13 protein-coding genes are annotated in these 15,828 nt (G+C 66.1%); 9 read left to right on the top strand and 4 right to left on the bottom strand.

Annotated features, from left to right (window positions below; genetic code table 11):
- Positions 1–80 precede the first annotated feature (80 nt).
- The 3 genes from E4O92_RS06855 to E4O92_RS06845 form a co-directional block, all read right to left on the bottom strand.
- Positions 81–1,166, bottom strand: a complete 1,086-nt coding sequence (locus E4O92_RS06855; RefSeq protein WP_167759719.1) for a glycosyltransferase family 2 protein — start codon at positions 1,164–1,166, stop codon at positions 81–83.
- A 118-nt stretch (positions 1,167–1,284) separates the two neighbouring features.
- Positions 1,285–2,154, bottom strand: a complete 870-nt coding sequence (locus tag E4O92_RS06850) for a glycosyltransferase family 2 protein (RefSeq protein WP_135189012.1) — start codon at positions 2,152–2,154, stop codon at positions 1,285–1,287.
- Positions 2,155–2,223: 69 nt separating this feature from the next.
- Positions 2,224–3,081, bottom strand: a complete 858-nt coding sequence (locus tag E4O92_RS06845) for a glycosyltransferase family 2 protein (protein ID WP_135189011.1) — start codon at positions 3,079–3,081, stop codon at positions 2,224–2,226.
- Between the two features lie 171 nt (positions 3,082–3,252).
- Here E4O92_RS06845 and E4O92_RS06840 point away from each other — a divergent pair, with 171 nt between their 5' ends.
- The 3 genes from E4O92_RS06840 to waaF are packed head-to-tail and all read left to right on the top strand — an operon-like array spanning position 3,253 to position 7,128.
- Positions 3,253–4,383 (top strand): O-antigen ligase family protein, encoded by a 1,131-nt coding sequence (locus E4O92_RS06840; protein ID WP_229483115.1) that lies wholly within the window; start codon positions 3,253–3,255, stop codon positions 4,381–4,383.
- Positions 4,358–6,103, top strand: a complete 1,746-nt coding sequence (msbA, locus tag E4O92_RS06835) for a lipid A export permease/ATP-binding protein MsbA (RefSeq protein WP_135189009.1) — start codon at positions 4,358–4,360, stop codon at positions 6,101–6,103. The genes E4O92_RS06840 and msbA overlap by 26 nt, the downstream gene beginning before the upstream one ends.
- A complete protein-coding gene (gene waaF, locus E4O92_RS06830) occupies positions 6,100–7,128 on the top strand; it encodes a lipopolysaccharide heptosyltransferase II (RefSeq protein WP_135189008.1) in 1,029 nt (342 codons plus the stop codon). The genes msbA and waaF overlap by 4 nt, the downstream gene beginning before the upstream one ends.
- 199 nt (positions 7,129–7,327) lie before the next feature.
- Here the strand turns inward: waaF and E4O92_RS06825 are convergent, their stop codons facing one another.
- On the bottom strand, positions 7,328–8,272 hold the full coding sequence (locus tag E4O92_RS06825; RefSeq protein WP_135189007.1) for a DUF535 family protein: 945 nt from the start codon (positions 8,270–8,272) through the stop codon (positions 7,328–7,330).
- A gap of 315 nt (positions 8,273–8,587) precedes the next feature.
- Between E4O92_RS06825 and E4O92_RS06820 the strand changes: the two genes are divergently transcribed.
- From E4O92_RS06820 to E4O92_RS06795, 6 genes are all read left to right on the top strand, one after another.
- A complete protein-coding gene (locus E4O92_RS06820; RefSeq protein WP_135189006.1) occupies positions 8,588–8,824 on the top strand; it encodes a hypothetical protein in 237 nt (78 codons plus the stop codon).
- Positions 8,825–9,090: 266 nt separating this feature from the next.
- Positions 9,091–10,794 (top strand): NAD(P)H-dependent oxidoreductase subunit E, encoded by a 1,704-nt coding sequence (locus E4O92_RS06815; RefSeq protein WP_135189005.1) that lies wholly within the window; start codon positions 9,091–9,093, stop codon positions 10,792–10,794.
- Positions 10,791–13,592: a formate dehydrogenase subunit alpha gene (fdhF, locus tag E4O92_RS06810; RefSeq protein ID WP_135189004.1), complete on the top strand. Its 2,802-nt coding sequence runs from the start codon at positions 10,791–10,793 to the stop codon at positions 13,590–13,592. Before E4O92_RS06815 ends, fdhF begins: the two co-directional genes overlap by 4 nt.
- A gap of 14 nt (positions 13,593–13,606) precedes the next feature.
- A complete protein-coding gene (locus E4O92_RS06805; protein WP_135189017.1) occupies positions 13,607–14,464 on the top strand; it encodes a formate dehydrogenase accessory sulfurtransferase FdhD in 858 nt (285 codons plus the stop codon).
- Positions 14,464–15,171, top strand: coding sequence for an ABC transporter permease (locus tag E4O92_RS06800; protein WP_135189016.1), 708 nt, complete (start codon positions 14,464–14,466; stop codon positions 15,169–15,171). The genes E4O92_RS06805 and E4O92_RS06800 overlap by 1 nt, the downstream gene beginning before the upstream one ends.
- Positions 15,168–15,821, top strand: a complete 654-nt coding sequence (locus tag E4O92_RS06795) for an energy-coupling factor ABC transporter ATP-binding protein (protein ID WP_135189003.1) — start codon at positions 15,168–15,170, stop codon at positions 15,819–15,821. The genes E4O92_RS06800 and E4O92_RS06795 overlap by 4 nt, the downstream gene beginning before the upstream one ends.
- The last annotated feature ends 7 nt before the right edge of the window (positions 15,822–15,828 follow it).

The following is a 15,828-nucleotide window of genomic DNA, read 5'->3' as shown; positions in this document are numbered from 1 at the left end:
CTCTGCTGCGCACGCGGATTGCGAACACCGTTAGCAGTCCAGCCAACAGGCCCCGCGACGTTGGCGGGACGCCAGCGAAATCAGGTCGCCGCAGCCAGCCGCTGCTGCCACATCTTCCACCTGCGGCTTGCCGATTTCATGATCCCGAACGCGACGCTTCCACTGAGCGCCTTGCGCGCCTGGCTGGCAGCCGTGAGGTCGAATTCATGATCGCGCGAGATCACCGTGCCGCGCTCCATCGCCGCCAGCACCGCGAGCGGATGGTTGAACAGGCTGTCCAGGAACAGTTGCCTGACCTGCGCCCGCACCACGCGCCCCTCGCGCCACGGCAGCTGGTAGGAGGTTTTGACGATCCCCACGTAGAAGTGGCAGGCGGCGACGTCGATATGCATGCGCACCGCGTCGCTCACCGGCAGCGCCACGAAGCTGTCCCTGATCTGACGGAGCGCCCACACGAAGTCGACGCACCATTTGCTCGATACCTGGCACTTCAGGCTGCTCGGGTGCTGGCGGTAATCGATGATGGGCCGCGACAGGTGAAACAGGCTTGCGCATTCGGCCAGCAGGCGCGCTACCACCGCGACGTCTTCGAACACCCGGCCGGGAGGAAAAACTGGCTGGCGCACGCGTTCGTAAATCTCGCGCCGGAACACGTTGGCCCACACGTAATTCTGGCGGCCGGCGAAGAAGGAACAGAGGATCGCCTCCTGGTCATGCAGCAGCGCGTTCGGTGGATAGCCGAGCATCATGCGCTTGCACTTGTGCTTCTTTTTTCTCTGCCGCCAGGTATTGTAGTCGCACGCGACCACGTCCGGCCGGTGCGTCGCGATCGCGCGGTCGAGCGCCAGCAGCGCCCCGGGTTCGAGCAGGTCGTCGGCGTCGACGAACAGCACGTACTCGCCGTCAGCCGCCGCCAGCCCCTGGTTGCGGGCCGTCGCAACCCCGTGGTTCGGCTGGCGCACGATGGTGAACCGGGCATGCGCGAATTCGTGCTGCAGGTGCTCGGCGATTTCGCCGGTGGCGTCGCGCGAGCCGTCGTCGATGACGACCAGCGCATGCTGCGGTTCCAGTTGCGCGAGGATCGAACGCAGGCAAGGTTCGATAAAGGCTGCGGCATCATAGGCCGGAACGATGATCGACAGGCTCTTGCGCAGTAGCTGGTTCATGGTCATGCCACCATTTCCGTTGTCCGCCCATCGGATTGGACACAGAAGAGCTGCGCGAGTTCAAGCGGAACGCGCTTGTCGCGCGGCGCCTGGCGTCGGTGGCATCAGAACCGGAACGTCAGGGGGAGGACCAATAATCGTCGGTTTCTTGCACGACGACCGCTTCCTCCTGCTGTTCCCGCAATCCTTTGACGGCCTGGGTGGTCTTGTTGACCCGGCGTTCGAGCACCATGCGGCGGTTGCTCGATGCGTGGTCGCGCTTGGCTTCGCGATGCCACAGGTGGAACACTTCAGTGGCGAACGCGCCGTCCTTGCGCATTACTCCAGCATGGAACAGCCGCACCACCAGGTCCGCATCCTCGTGGCCCCAGCCCTGGAAGCTTTCGTCAAAGCCGTTGATGCGCTCCAGGTCCGCGCGCCAGATGCCCATGTTGCAGCCCTTGATGCGGCGCCAGGAAAAGCGCGACTTTTCGCGTCCGATATCGGGCAGGGTCCATAGCAATTGCGGCAGTTTGTTGGCTTCGCCGCGCAGGCGCAGGCGCAGCTTGTCCGTCAGGCCGATCGATTGCAGGTCGAGCCGCCCGGCCAGCACGCGCTGGCTCGCCGCCGCATTGAGCAGGATGCGGCTGCCGGTGACCATGAAGCCGGCGCGCGCCAGCTTGCGGTGCTGCTCGATGTAATTGCGGCGGGGAATGCAGTCGCCATCCAGGACCAGCACATAGTCGCCGCTCGAGGCGCGGATGCCGCGGTTGCGCGACATCGACAATCGGTAGCCCAGGTCCGGCTGCCACACATGCATGATCGGCACCGGGGAGCGTTCACGCAGGCGCTCGACGCACTCGCGGGTGGCTTGGCCCGAGCCGTCGTCGGCGACGATGATTTCGAAATTCAGGTCGGTTTGCCGGAAAAAACCTTCGATCACGGCTTGCAGTGCTTCCGGCCAGTTGTAGGTGCTGATGACAACGGACAGTCTCGGATTGGGTGTCATGTTTATGTTTATCGTTATCGTTATCGTTCTTATGGCCCGCGGCTCCCGGCATTTTCCGCATGCGAGTTGTTATGAGCCGGGCCTGTCCTCCGCGCCCTTGCCCGGGCGGACGTGTTCACGTAAGCCTCTCACCGCCTGGGTCGAGCGGCTTGCGGCGCGCTCCAGCACCACGCGCCGGTTGGCCGACTCGTTGTCGCGCTCCGCTTCGCGATGCCACAGGTGGAATACTTCGGTGCCGAACGCACCCTCTTTGCGCTTGACGCCCGCGTGGTGCAGGCGCACCACCAGGTCCGCGTCTTCATGGCCCCAGCCGTGAAAACTCTCGTCGAATCCGTTCACCCGCTCCAGGTCCGAACGCCATACGCCCAGGTTGCAGGACTTGATGCGGCGCCAGTTGAAGCGGTGCCGCACGCGGCCCACGTCGGGCCAGCGCACCAGCAGCTGCAACAGCTTGTTCATGTCTCCGCTCATGCGGTAGCGCAGCTTGTCGGTCAGTCCCAGCGCGTCCAGCCCGACTTCGTCGCGCAGCACGCTGTCGGTCAGTCTTGGGCTGAGCAGGACGCGGCTGCCGGTGACCAGGCAGCCGCGCTGCGCCAGCGCGCGGTGGCGCGCGATGAAGTCGCGCCGCGGGATGCAGTCGCCATCGAGGAATACGATGTAGTCGCCGCGCGCAGCGAGCGTGCCGCGGTTGCGCACCATGGCGGCGCGGAATCCTTCGTCCGGCTGCCACACGTGCAACAGGGGCATGGGCGCGCGTGCGCGCAGCCGGTCGATGCATTCCCTCGTGTTGGCAGTGGAGCCGTCATCAGCGATAATGATCTCGAAGTTCTTGTCGTCCTGCGCGAAACAGGCCTCGACCACCGCCGACAGGGCATCCGGCCGGTCGTAGGTGGTGATTACGAGCGAGATTGTATGGGCTTGCTGCATGCGGATCGCTTTAAAACTTGGCTTAGGTGGCAAGGATATCCCACAAAATTCTGAATGAACAATAATTTAAAGAAAAGTCACAAATCCGCGCCTGTTTGGATCGGCGCGCTGACCTTTTTATTCCCTGCATTGAGCCTGGTTACTTTGTTCGGGGTCAGCACGGTCAGCTTTTTGTTCCTGTTTATCGCGCCGTTCATGTGGCGCGACTGCCGCGCCGCGCTGGCACGCCATTGGCACGAGAGCCGGTGGGTGGTGTTCGCGTTCATGTTCAACTTCTGCTTTGCGTTGTTGTGTTATGTTGTGCGCCCGGAAGCGACCGCCAACAACCTGGAAAAGCCGTTGCGCATGTTCCTGGCGGTGACGGTGCTGATGCTGGTGCTGGTCGCCCGTCCCCCGCGCCGCGCGCTGTGGTGGGGCGTGATCGCCGGCACCCTGGCGGCGCTGGCGCTGGTGGCCTACCAGCGCCTGGGCCAGCACATCGACCGTCCCGGCGGGCTGATCAATCCAATCACCTTCGGCGACCTGTCGCTGTGCATGGCGCTCCTGGCCGTCGTCGCCACCATCGATATTCAGCGGGGCTGGCGGATGGCCTGGCCCGTGCTCGGCGCGCTGGCCGGCATCGCCGCCGCGCTGTTCACCGGCACCCGCGGCGCGCTGGTGGCGTTGCTGCCGGTCGGGCTGGTGCTGTTGCAGGCCAGGCTGGTGCCGGGGCGGCGCGTGCGTGCGCTGGTCGCGGCCGGCCTGCTGATTTGCGGAAGCGCATATTTCGTGCCGTCGCTGGGGATGCAGGACCGGGTGGCGGAGGGCGTGGACGACGTGCGCGCCTGGTCGGACGGCGGCAGCAAGGATACCAGCCTGGGCATTCGCCTGGAACTGTGGAAGGGCGCCGTTATGCTGATCCAGGAGCACCCGCTGTTCGGGATCGATGCCAACCTGACGCACGGCGAGCTGCGGCGTTACGTGCAGCAGGGCCTGCTTGACCGCGCGGTGCTGCCCATGCCGCACATGCATAATGATGGCTTGCAGGCCTTCGCCACCGGCGGGATCGTCGGGTTTGCCGCCTGGTTCAGCCTGCTCGCTGCGCCGTTCGCCTTCTTCTGGCGCGCGCTCGGCCAAGCCCGCGCCAGCGCGCCGCAGCAACTGGCGCCCGCGCTGGCCGGGCTGCTGGTGGTGCTGTGCTATTTCAGCTTCGGCCTGACCGAAGTGATCTTCTGGTCTGTCAAAGGCAGCATGTTCTATGCGTTCATGGTGTTCCTGCTCATGGGCTACTGCCTGAATGCGAAAGAGTCAATTGGAAAATAACGTCATCGTCAAGCGCCTGTGGGCGATCGTCAAACCGTACCGTCTGCGTGCCTTTTTGTCCCTGCTGGCGATGGCGTTGACCGCGTCCACCCAGCCGATGCTGACCAAGGCGATCGAACTGCTGCTTGACGACGGCTTCAAGGAAAAGGTCGATTTCCCGCTGTGGTGGATCCCGGCGGTGCTGGTCTCGATCTTCGTCCTGCGCGGCGTCGGCACCTTCGGCACAGCCTACCTGAACAACTGGGTGATCAGCCGCGTGCTCAACGACCTGCGGCGGCAGATGTTCGAGCGTCTGCTGCGCCTGCCGGTGGCGCGCTTCCATGAAGAGTCGACCGGCAGGATCATCAACACCGTAATCGGCGACGTGCGCCAGGTGGTCGACATGATCAACTCGGTATTCGTGGCCTGCGTGCGCGACGTGCTGGTGGTGATCGGCCTGCTGGCCTCGCTCCTGTACCTGAACTGGAAGTTGACCCTGCTGGCGATCGTGATCCTGCCGCTCACCGCCGTGATCGTGCGCACCACCACCGGGCGCCTGCGCCGCCTGAACCGCGAGAACCAGCGCGTGACCGCGGAAATGACCCAGGTGGTGGACGAGGCCGCGCGCGGGCATCAGGTGATCCGCGTGTTCTCCGGCGAGCATTACGAGCGCCGCCGCTTCGAACAGCGCAGCGCGGCGCTGCTCGGCTTCTCGCAGCGCACCACAGTGGCGTTCGCGGCGACCGCGCCGGTGACCCAGATCGCGACCTCGCTCGCGCTGTCGCTGGTGGTGATCCTCGCGATCCGATCCAACATGACGGTGGGCGAGTTCACCAACTTCGTCGCGATGATGATCATGCTGCTGACCCCGATGAAGTCGCTGGCCGAACTGAACGGCCCGATGCAGCGCGGGATGGCGGCCACCGAGACCGTGTTCCAGATGATCGATTCGCCGGTCGAAGAGGACCCGGGCACGCGCGAGATCGGCTCTGCCACCGGCCATTTGCGGTTCGAGCGCGTCAGCTTCCGCTATCCCGGCGCGCACGGCACGGCGCTGTCCAATGTCACGCTCGACGTGCAGCCGGGGCAGACCGTGGCGCTGGTGGGCGTGTCGGGCGGCGGCAAGTCGACTTTCGTGAACCTGGTCACGCGCTTTTACGAACCTGAGTCGGGCCGCATCCTGCTCGACGGCGTGCCGTACCAGGAGATCACGCTGGCCAGCCTGCGCCGCCAGCTGGCGATGGTGAGCCAGAACGTGGTGCTGTTCGACGACACCCTGGCCGCCAACGTCGCCTACGGTGTCGAGCACATCGACCGCGAGCGGCTGGCCGCCGCGATCAAGGCCGCGCACCTGTCGGACGTGGTGGAAAGACTGCCCGATGGCGTGGACACGATGATCGGCGAGAACGGCATGCGCCTGTCGGGCGGGCAGCGCCAGCGGGTCGCGATCGCACGCGCGATCTACAAGGACGCGCCGATCCTGATCCTGGACGAAGCCACCTCGGCGCTGGACAACGAATCGGAACGCGCGGTGCAGGCCGCGCTCGACACGCTGATGGCCGGCCGCACCACGATCGTGATCGCGCACCGGCTGTCGACCATCGAACGCGCCGACCGCATCGTGGTGATGGAGCACGGCCGCATTGTCGAGCAGGGCACGCATGACGAGCTGCTGTCGATGAACGGCATGTACGCCAACCTGTACCGCCTGCAGTTCGCCGCCGCGCTGGCCGAAAAATGAACGGGCAGCCGCGCACCCTGATCGTTTCTCCGAACTGGATCGGCGACGCGGTGATGGCGCAGCCGCTGTTGGCGCTGCTCAGGCAGTCCCGCCCCGAACGGCAGATCGACGTGCTGGCGCCGCCCTCGGTGGCGCCGGTGTGGCGCGCCGTCGCCCAGGTCGATACCGTGCTTGAGACGCCGTTTCGCCACCGCGCGCTGCAGCTTTCCGAACGCTGGAAGTACGCGAAGCTGCTGCGCGAGCGTGGCTACGCGGACGCCTTCGTGCTGCCCAACACGATCAAATACGCCCTGATCCCCTGGCTGGCCGGCATCCCGCGCCGGGTCGGCTACAAGGGCGAGATGCGCTACGGCCTGGTCAACGTGATGCACCACGACGAGGTTCCGCCGCGGCCGATGGTGCCGTTCTATGCGGCCCTGGCGCGTGACCCGTCCGAACCGCTGGCTGCCGACCTGCCGCGTCCGCGCTTGACCGTGCCGGGCGAGCAGGTGGCCCAGGTGCGCGCGCGGCACGGCGTGGGCGAGGGGAGGGCGCTGGTCGCGTTTGCGCCGGGCGCCGAATTCGGCGCCGCCAAGCGCTGGCCGCCGCGCCATTTCGGCGCGCTGGCGCAGGCGATCGTGCAGGCCAATCCGTCAGCGCAAGTGGCCCTGCTCGGATCGCCCAAGGACCGGCCGACGTGTGACGAGGTGGCAGCCAACGCAGGCGATGCCGCACACGCCATCCTGAACCTGGCCGGGCAGACCAAGCTTGACGAAGCGATTGCGCTGATCGCGAAAGCCGCGGCGGTAGTGGCGAACGATTCAGGCCTGCTGCACATTGCCTCCGCCCTGAACCGGCCGGTGCTGGCGCTGTACGGGCCGACCGACCCGGATCACGCGCCGCCGTTCTCCGACATGGCGCGCTCGCTGTCCCTGCGCCTGGATTGCGCGCCGTGCCGCCAGCGCGAATGCCCGCTGGGGCACCACAACTGCATGGAACAGATGGGAGCTGACATGGCGTGGCGCGAGCTGCGCCCGATGCTGTAGGGGGGCGGCCGGCAAGAGGAAGTGCGTCCTATGCGCTGGCGCATAAAAACCATCGTAGGGTGCGCACCTGTGCGCACGCGGTCACCGTATGCTGGCTCGCGGCTGGTGCTTTCGCTACGCAACTTTTGCGAACCGCGTGCGCACAGGTCCTCGGCGGCCCCGCGCCCCCTACGCCTCAGTTAAGCCGTACGTTCTGAATTCAGACTTGCCCGCCCAGCCGCACCGTCACATCATTGGCCAGCGTCGCCACCAGCTCATGCCGCTTGCGCGCCTCCGAGCGCTTCTTCGACGGGATGCTCTCCAGGTCCAGCGGCGCCACTGGCGCGCACGGCAGCATGAAGTCGCCATCGGCCTGCAGCTGCGCGCCCAGCTCGATCCAGAGTTGATCGTAGTCCGAACGTACCCGGCCCTGGCGCATCGCGCTCTTCACCACGCGGTTGGCGTTCGACACCATGCGCAGCTGCTCGCAGCCGAATGCGTGGCCGAGCTGGCGCACCAGCGTCACCAGCAGGTGTTTGGGCCGCGCGCCGTGCAGATCGCGCGTGGCGTGCCGGATCGCCTCCAGCGTGGCGCCGCCTTTGGCGCCCTGGATGCAGCCGATGTTCACCGTCTGGCACTGCCCGCGCCAGGCGAACGTGAATGCGACCGAATACAGCGTTTCGTCCCCGGCGCACAGTTGCAGCACCAGTTCGCCCTCGCGCTCGAGTGGGCCGATCGCGCGCAGCTTGACGTTGTAGCGCTCGCCGCTTTTGCCTGCGCTCGACGCGATTACCACCGGTCCGCGGCTGGCCTGGGATACAAGATCCCCCAGTCCGCGCTGGAACACGAACTGGTAGTGCGAGGCGAGCACCGCCAGTCGCGCTTCGATCGGCAGTGTATTGGTCAGGTATGGCCGGTAAATCTTGTACAGGAAGCGCGGATAGTTCTGCACGTACTCCGAAAACGTCGGGTGCGAGTTCAAGAGCTGCAGCCAGCCTTGCGTCTGTGCCCGGTGCGCCAGCGCGCGCGCCTTGAGCTTGAGCAGCTCTCGCCAGTACGGAATCGTGGGCAGGTCGCGGGAAATCCCCGAGCGGATCGTGATCGACGGCTGGGCCGTCGCGACCAGACGCTCGGCAAAGCCGGGTTCGGCGTTGTAAAGCCTCATGGCACGATCCTCCCGATAATTACAGCGGATGAACTGGGTAACGCGACTTCAGGAAGAGCGTGCATGGCCGGGTGCCTTGTTAATGTTCATGTAAAACTATGTAACGTATTGTATCGACAGATATTCCTCTCGTAAATACTTTTTATATCCGTAGAACATAATTCCAACACTTTAATTGCTCGTTGTTTTTCGCCTGTACGAATGAGGACGGTACGTTTGCTGCCGTCGTGGGGCAAAGAAGCATCCTGTGTGCCTGTATCGCGCTATATTTCTGAGTGTTTCAAAGTGTTACCGGCGTGCGGGGAGGGTAAAGCGATGTACATGGTGTACTGGACGACAGTCGAAAATGGCGAACACAAGCCGCACTCGAAGCTGTACGACACCAGCGCGATGGTCCAGGCCATGAATTTCATGGAGCAGCTACGTGCGCGCCAGCGTGCGGGCGAGGCGGTGCGATTCGTGACGATGTCGTCGGAGCACCCGGATTTAGTCGGGCATCCGGGCGTGGATGTGGTGGGGCCGGATTACAACTGGAAGAAACGCAGGAGATGAGCCCGCGTACCGTACGTAGGGTGCGCACCTGTGCGCACGCGCGGTCACCGCATGCTGACTTGCGGCTGCTGCTTGCGTACAGTTCGCGAACCGCGTGCGCATCATGTGCTCGCCGCCGCCTATTCTTTCTAATTGCGCATCATGCTACCCTCACTGTAACAAGCTTGCGTGAGCTACGGGCTGATCAACCGTACCGCGTGCGCACAGGTGCGCACCCTACGGATCAGCATGCGCATCGAATACAATGAATTCCCCAGGACTGTCTGATGAACCACCCCATCATCCCGATCGCCGCCCAAGGCCCATCGCGCCAGCGCAAGCGCGAGGCGCCGAAGGGCCGCCGCGTCGATCCGCAGGCGTTGCGCGAAGTGCAGGAGCTGCTCGGCAGCGCTTCGCGCCAGCGCGACCTGCTGATCGAGCACCTGCACACGATCCAGGACCGCTTCGGCTGCCTGTCCGCCGCCCATCTGGCCGCGCTGGCGCAGGAAATGCGCCTGGCCCAGGCCGAGGTCTACGAGGTGGCCACGTTCTACCACCACTTCGACGTGCTGCGCGACGGCGAGGCTGCCCCGGCGCCGCTCACGGTGCGCGTGTGCGCCGGCCTGTCGTGCGAGCTGGCCGGCGCCCACGAACTGCTGGCCCGGCTGCCGGACATTCTCGGCTGTGAGGTGCGCGTGCTTGCCGCGCCCTGCATCGGCCGCTGCGAACAGGCTCCGGCCGCGCTGGTGGGCCAGCACGCGGTTCCGCATGCGACGCTGGACAAGCTCGCGGCCCGAGCCGCCGCAGGCGCAGCCCCGGAAAGGATCACTAACCACATCGACCATGCTTCCTACCGCGAGCAGGGCGGCTATCGCCTGCTGCGCGCATGCGCGGCCGGCGAGCACGAGGTCGAAGACGTGATCGGCAAGCTGGAGGCATCCTGCCTGCGCGGCCTGGGCGGTGCTGGCTTTCCGGCCGGGCGCAAGTGGCGCATCGTGCGGGCGGAGCCAGGACCGCGCCTGATGGCGATTAATATCGACGAGGGCGAACCCGGCACCTTCAAGGACCGCGTCTACCTCGAGCGCGACCCGCACCGCTTCCTGGAAGGTGCGTTGATCGCGGCGTGGGCGGTGGGCATCGAGGCCATCTACATCTACTTGCGCGACGAGTACCACGCCTGCCGGGCGATGCTGGAAGAGGAACTGGACAAGCTGCGCGCCGATCCGCCGACACCCGGCATGCCGCAGATCGTCCTGCGGCGCGGCGCGGGCGCCTACATCTGCGGCGAGGAATCGGCGATGATCGAATCGATCGAAGGCAAGCGCGGCATGCCGCGCCTGCGTCCGCCGTACGTGGCCCAGTCGGGCCTGTTCGGCCGCCCGACCCTGGAGCACAATTTCGAAACCCTGCACTGGGTGCGCGAGATCCTGGAAAAAGGAGGCGACTGGTTTGCCGGCCACGGCCGCCACGGCCGGCGCGGACTGCGCTCGTTTTCGGTCTCGGGCCGGGTGCGCGAGCCGGGCGTGAAGCTGGCCCCGGCCGGCATCACGATCCGCGAACTCATCGACGAATACTGCGGCGGCATGCAGGAGGGCCACAGCTTCTACGGCTACCTGCCGGGCGGCGCCTCGGGCGGCATCCTGCCCGCGTCGATGAGCGGCATTCCGCTCGACTTCGACACGCTGCAGCCCTACGGCTGCTTCATCGGCTCGGCCGCGGTCGTGGTCCTGTCCAGCCACGACAGCGCCAGAAAGGCCGCGCTCAATACCCTCAGGTTCTTCCAGGATGAGTCCTGTGGCCAGTGCACGCCGTGCCGCGCCGGCACCGCCAAGGCGGTGGCGCTGATGGAACAGCCACAGTGGGATACCGAACTGTTGGCCGACCTGTCGCAGGTGATGCGCGACGCTTCGATCTGCGGCCTGGGCCAGGCGGCGCCGAATCCGTTCGATTGCGTCATCAAGTACTTCCCGCATGAACTGGTGCAGCCATGAACGCCATTCTTAAGACCGTCACATTCGAAATCAACGGCCGCCAGGTCGAGGCGATGCCGCACGAAACCCTGATCGAGGTCGCCGGACGCGAAGGCATCGAGATACCGCACCTGTGCCACAAGGACGGACTGGAAGCCGTTGGCAACTGCCGCTCGTGCATGGTGGAGATCGACGGCGAGCGTGTGCTCGCGCCATCGTGCTGCCGGCACCCGTCGCAGGGCATGAAGGTCACCACCGACAGCCCGCGCGCGGTGGCCGCGCAAAAGATGGTGCTCGAACTGTTGATGTCGGATATGCGGCAATCCGGGTACACGCGCGAGAACGAAGTCGACCTGTGGGCGCAAAAGCTCGGTGTCGGCCTGCCGCGCTTTCCCGCGACCCGCGCCCAGCCGCAATGCGACGCCACGCACGCGGCGATCACCGTCAACCTCGACGCCTGCATCCAGTGCACGCGCTGCGTGCGCGCCTGCCGCGACGAGCAGGTCAACGACGTGATCGGCCTGGCATTTCGCGGCCAGGACGCGAGGATCGTGTTCGACCAGGCCGACCCGATGGGCGCTTCGACCTGCGTGGCCTGCGGCGAGTGCGTAGCGGCCTGCCCGACCGGTGCGCTGGCGCCGGCGCGCGGTGCGGCGCTTGATATCCCCGACAAAAAGGTCGACTCGGTCTGCCCATACTGCGGCGTCGGCTGCCAGCTGACCTACAACGTCAAGGACAACAAGATTCTGTACGTCGAGGGCCGCGACGGCCCGGCCAACCACGGCCGGCTGTGCGTCAAGGGCCGTTATGGCTTCGATTATGCGCATCACCCGCATCGCCTCACCAAGCCGCTGATCCGCCGGGAAGGCTTCCCCAAGACCGGCGACTTCACGCTCGACCCGAGCCGGGTGCTGGACGTGTTCCGCGAAGCGAGCTGGGAAGAGGCCCTTGAACTGGCCGGCGGCAAGCTGGCGCAGATTCGCGACCAGCACGGCAAGCATGCGCTGGCCGGCTTTGGTTCGGCCAAGGGCAGCAACGAGGAAGCCTACCTGTTCCAGAAGCTGGTGCGCACCGGCTTTGGCAGCAACAACGTGGACCACTGCACGCGCCTTTGCCATGCCTCGTCGGTGGCGGCGCTGCTGGAGGGGATCGGTTCCGGCGCGGTGTCGAACCCGGTGATGGACGTGACGCGCGCCGAGGTGGTGATCGTCATCGGCGCCAATCCGACCGTCAACCATCCGGTCGCGGCCACGTGGATGAAGAACGCGGTGCGCGCCGGCACCAAACTGATCGTGTGTGACCCGCGCCGCTCCGACCTGGCGCGCCACGCGCACCGCTACCTGCAGTTCAAGCCCGACACCGACGTCGCCCTGCTCAACGCAATGATGCACGTGATCGTCACCGAGCGGCTGGTCGACCGGGCCTTCATCGACAGCCGCACCATCGGCATTGAAGAACTGGAGAAGAACGTCGAAGGCTATAGCCCGGAAGCGATGGCGCCGGTCTGCGGCATCGACGCCGAAACGATCCGCTACTGCGCCCGCCTGTACGCAACATCAAAGGCGTCGATGATCCTGTGGGGCATGGGCGTTTCGCAGCACGTGCACGGCACCGACAACGCGCGCTGCCTGATTGCGCTGGCGCTGATGACCGGCCAGATCGGCCGTCTTGGCACCGGCCTGCATCCGCTGCGCGGCCAGAACAATGTGCAGGGCGCGTCCGATGCCGGCCTGATCCCGATGATGCTGCCGGATTACCAGCGCGTCGACAACCCTGCCGCGCGCGCCAGGTTCGAGCAGGCCTGGGGCACGGCGCTCGACCCCAAACCGGGCCTGACGGTGGTCGAGATCATGGACGCGATAACCCGCGGCGAAATCCGCGGCATGTACATCATGGGCGAGAACCCGGCCATGTCGGACCCGGACGCCAACCACGCGCGCGCCGCGCTGGCCGCGCTCGACCACCTGGTGGTGCAGGACATCTTCCTGACCGAGACCGCGTACCTGGCGGACGTGATCCTGCCCGCTTCCGCCTTCCCTGAAAAAACCGGCACCTTCACCAACACCGACCGGCTGGTGCAGCTGGGCCGCCAGGCGATCGATCCGCCGGGCGAAGCGAAACAGGACTTGTGGATCATCCAGCAGATCGCGCGCCGCCTCGGTCTGCCGTGGAACTACGGACACGTGTCCGAGGTGTTCGACGAGATGCGGCGCACGATGCCCAGCATCGGCGGCATCACCTGGGAGCGGCTGGAGCTTGATGACGCGGTCACCTATCCGTGCCTGCACGAGGGCGACCCGGGCGAGCCGGTGGTATTCGCGCACGACTTCCCGCGCGAGGGCGGGCGTGCCCGTTTCGTCCCGGCCGACATCATCCCGGCCAACGAGCGCCCGGACGCCGAGTATCCGATGGTCCTGATCACCGGCCGCCAGCTCGAACACTGGCACACCGGGAGCATGACCCGTCGCACCGCGGTGCTGGACGCGATCGAGCCCGATCCGGTGGCGCTGGTGCACCCGCTGGACATGGCGCGCCTGGGCGTTAAGCCCGGCGAGGTGATCACCATCGCCTCGCGCCGCGGGCAGGTGGCGCTGTATGCACGCGCCGACGACAGTTCGCCGGTCGGCGCGGTGTTCGCCCCTTTCTGCTACTACGAGGCGGCGATCAACCGCCTGACCAACCCGGCGCTTGACCCCTTCGGCAAAATACCCGAGTTCAAATACTGCGCGGTCCGGGTCACCCCGGGCGGGACGGTCGCACCGCAGGGTTCCTTCGGTGGCGGCCAAATTTTGGGGGACATGGCACAATCGCAAGCATGAACTTCCCAGACCTGATCAGCCACCGTCCGCAGCTGTCCAAGGCGAGCGCCAGGCTCACGCACGAGGTGCTCTCCATCGACGAAAAGGGCCGGCGCGCGTCGACCTTCATCCCGGCCGAACGGCCGCTGACGGTGTATGTCGACAAGCGCGAACTGGTGACCCTGATGACCCTGGGCGCCGCGCCCGAGGCGCTGACCCTCGGCTACCTGCGCAACCAGCGGCTGGTGCGCTCGATCGACGAGGTGGAGTCGGTACAGGTCGACTGGTCGGTCGATGCGGTGGCGGTGGTCACCAGGAACGGCATTGCCGACCTGGAGGAGCGCACCTCCAAGAAGGTGGTGACCACCGGTTGCGGCCAGGGCTCGGTGTTCGGCGGCCTGATGGACGAGGTGGACAGCATCGCGCTGCCGCCCCACGCGCGCCTGACGCAGTCGGTGGTGTACCGCATCGTCGAGACGATCCGCACCCAGCAGTCGATCTACAAGCAGGCCGGCTCGGTGCATGGCTGCGCGCTGTTCTCCAACACGGGCGAGCTGCTGTACTTTATCGAGGACGTCGGCCGCCACAACGCGGTGGACGCGATCGCCGGGCTGATGTGGCTGGAAGGGATGGGAGGCGAGGACAAGGTGTTCTACACCACCGGCCGCCTGACGTCGGAAATGGTGATCAAGGGCGCGCAGATGGGCATTCCGTTCCTGCTGTCGCGCTCCGGCACCACCCAGATGGGGCACATGGTGGCCGAGCACGTGGGCATGTCGCTGCTGGCGCGCTGCACCGGCAGGCACTTCCTGCTGCTGGCCGGGCACGAACGGCTCGTGTTCGAGCCCGAATTGCTGGAGGCTGACTTGCGCCCGGTTCCCCGGCCCGCATGATGCACCTGCTGGACACCACCCGCGCCGCCTTCGTGCTGCTGCTGACCGGCGACCCGGCGCTGTGGGGCATCGTCTGGGTCTCGGTCAAGACCAGTACGCTCGGCCTGCTGCTGGCGACGCCGCCGGCCGTCGTGCTGGGCTACCTGATCGCGATGCACCGCTTTACCGGGCGCCGCATCGTGATCTGGCTCGCGCAGGCCGCGCTGTCGCTGCCGACGGTGCTGGTCGGACTGCTGCTGTACCTGCTGCTGTCGCGCCACGGGCCGATGGGGTCACTGCAGTGGCTGTTCACCCAGCCGGGAATGGTCGCCGGCCAGATGATCATCGCGCTGCCGGTGCTGCTCGCCTTTACACTGGCCGCCGTGCAGGCGGCCGACCCGCGCTATGCGGAAACCGCGATCGCACACGGCGCCTCGCGCTGGCGGGTCATGGGCACGCTTTTGCACGAGGTGCGCTTTGGCGTGATGGTGGCGGTGATCAGCGGCTTTGGGCGGGTGATCTCCGAAGTCGGCTGCGCGCTGATGGTAGGCGGGAACATCGAGGGCGCCACGCGCACCATCACCACCGCCATCGCGCTGGAGACGAGCAAGGGCGAATTCGCGCAGGGGATCGCGCTTGGCATCGTGCTGGTGACGGTGGCGCTTTTGATGAACGGCGTGCTGATGCTCCTGCAGGGCGAGGCGCACGCGCCACGCGGACAGGCATGAGCGTGCTGCTGGGGGTTTCAAAGCTGCGCAAGCGGTTTGGCGACCGGCTGCTGTTCGACATCGACCGGCTCGAACTGGAAACGGGGCGCGCCTACGTGCTCACCGGCGTGAACGGCTCGGGCAAGAGCACCCTGCTGCGCGTGCTGGGAGGGCTGGAACCGGCTGAGGTCGGGCATGTTGAATTCGAGGGCAGGGAAGTGACGCTGCGCCCGTACCCGAAGGCGCTCAGGAACGCGATCGTGTACGTGCACCAGCACCCGATCATGTTCTCGACCAGCGTGGCGCACAATATCGGCTACGGCCTGCTGGCGCGCGGCGAACCGAAGGCGCGGGTGGCAGAGGAGGTGGAGCAGGCGATGGCGTGGGCTGGAGTGGCGCACCTGTGCGACGCAGACCCCGCCAAACTGTCGGGCGGCGAAAAGCAGCGGGTGGCGCTGGCGCGTGCCAAGGTGCTCAAACCCAGGCTGCTGCTGCTGGACGAGCCGACCGCGAACCTGGACGGGATGGCGCGCGAGCAGGTGATCGCGCTGATCCCGACTTTGGTAGAAGCAGGCAGCAGCGTGGTCATGGCCTGCCACGACCGCGACCTGATCGGGCTGCCCGGCGTACGGCGCATCAAGCTGCGCGACGGGCAGCTGGAATTTCGATAACAACAAG

The sequence above is a fragment of the Massilia horti genome (genome assembly GCF_004614195.1).
GTDB lineage: Bacteria > Pseudomonadota > Gammaproteobacteria > Burkholderiales > Burkholderiaceae_D > Telluria > Telluria horti.
The sequence above is the reverse complement of the archived record's forward strand: the minus strand, read 5'-3'. Positions and strand labels throughout refer to the sequence as shown.

Excerpts from the sequence above, each read along its gene's own strand:
- E4O92_RS06855 (WP_167759719.1), bottom strand. The coding sequence starts at position 1,166 with ATGAACCAGCTACTGCGCAAGAGCCTGTCGATCATCGTTCCGGCCTAT.
- E4O92_RS06850 (WP_135189012.1), bottom strand. The coding sequence starts at position 2,154 with ATGACACCCAATCCGAGACTGTCCGTTGTCATCAGCACCTACAACTGG.
- E4O92_RS06845 (WP_135189011.1), bottom strand. The coding sequence starts at position 3,081 with ATGCAGCAAGCCCATACAATCTCGCTCGTAATCACCACCTACGACCGG.
- msbA (WP_135189009.1), top strand. The coding sequence starts at position 4,358 with ATGCGAAAGAGTCAATTGGAAAATAACGTCATCGTCAAGCGCCTGTGG.
- waaF (WP_135189008.1), top strand. The coding sequence starts at position 6,100 with ATGAACGGGCAGCCGCGCACCCTGATCGTTTCTCCGAACTGGATCGGC.
- E4O92_RS06825 (WP_135189007.1), bottom strand. The coding sequence starts at position 8,272 with ATGAGGCTTTACAACGCCGAACCCGGCTTTGCCGAGCGTCTGGTCGCG.
- E4O92_RS06820 (WP_135189006.1), top strand. The coding sequence starts at position 8,588 with ATGTACATGGTGTACTGGACGACAGTCGAAAATGGCGAACACAAGCCG.
- E4O92_RS06815 (WP_135189005.1), top strand. The coding sequence starts at position 9,091 with ATGAACCACCCCATCATCCCGATCGCCGCCCAAGGCCCATCGCGCCAG.
- fdhF (WP_135189004.1), top strand. The coding sequence starts at position 10,791 with ATGAACGCCATTCTTAAGACCGTCACATTCGAAATCAACGGCCGCCAG.
- E4O92_RS06800 (WP_135189016.1), top strand. The coding sequence starts at position 14,464 with ATGCACCTGCTGGACACCACCCGCGCCGCCTTCGTGCTGCTGCTGACC.
- E4O92_RS06795 (WP_135189003.1), top strand. The coding sequence starts at position 15,168 with ATGAGCGTGCTGCTGGGGGTTTCAAAGCTGCGCAAGCGGTTTGGCGAC.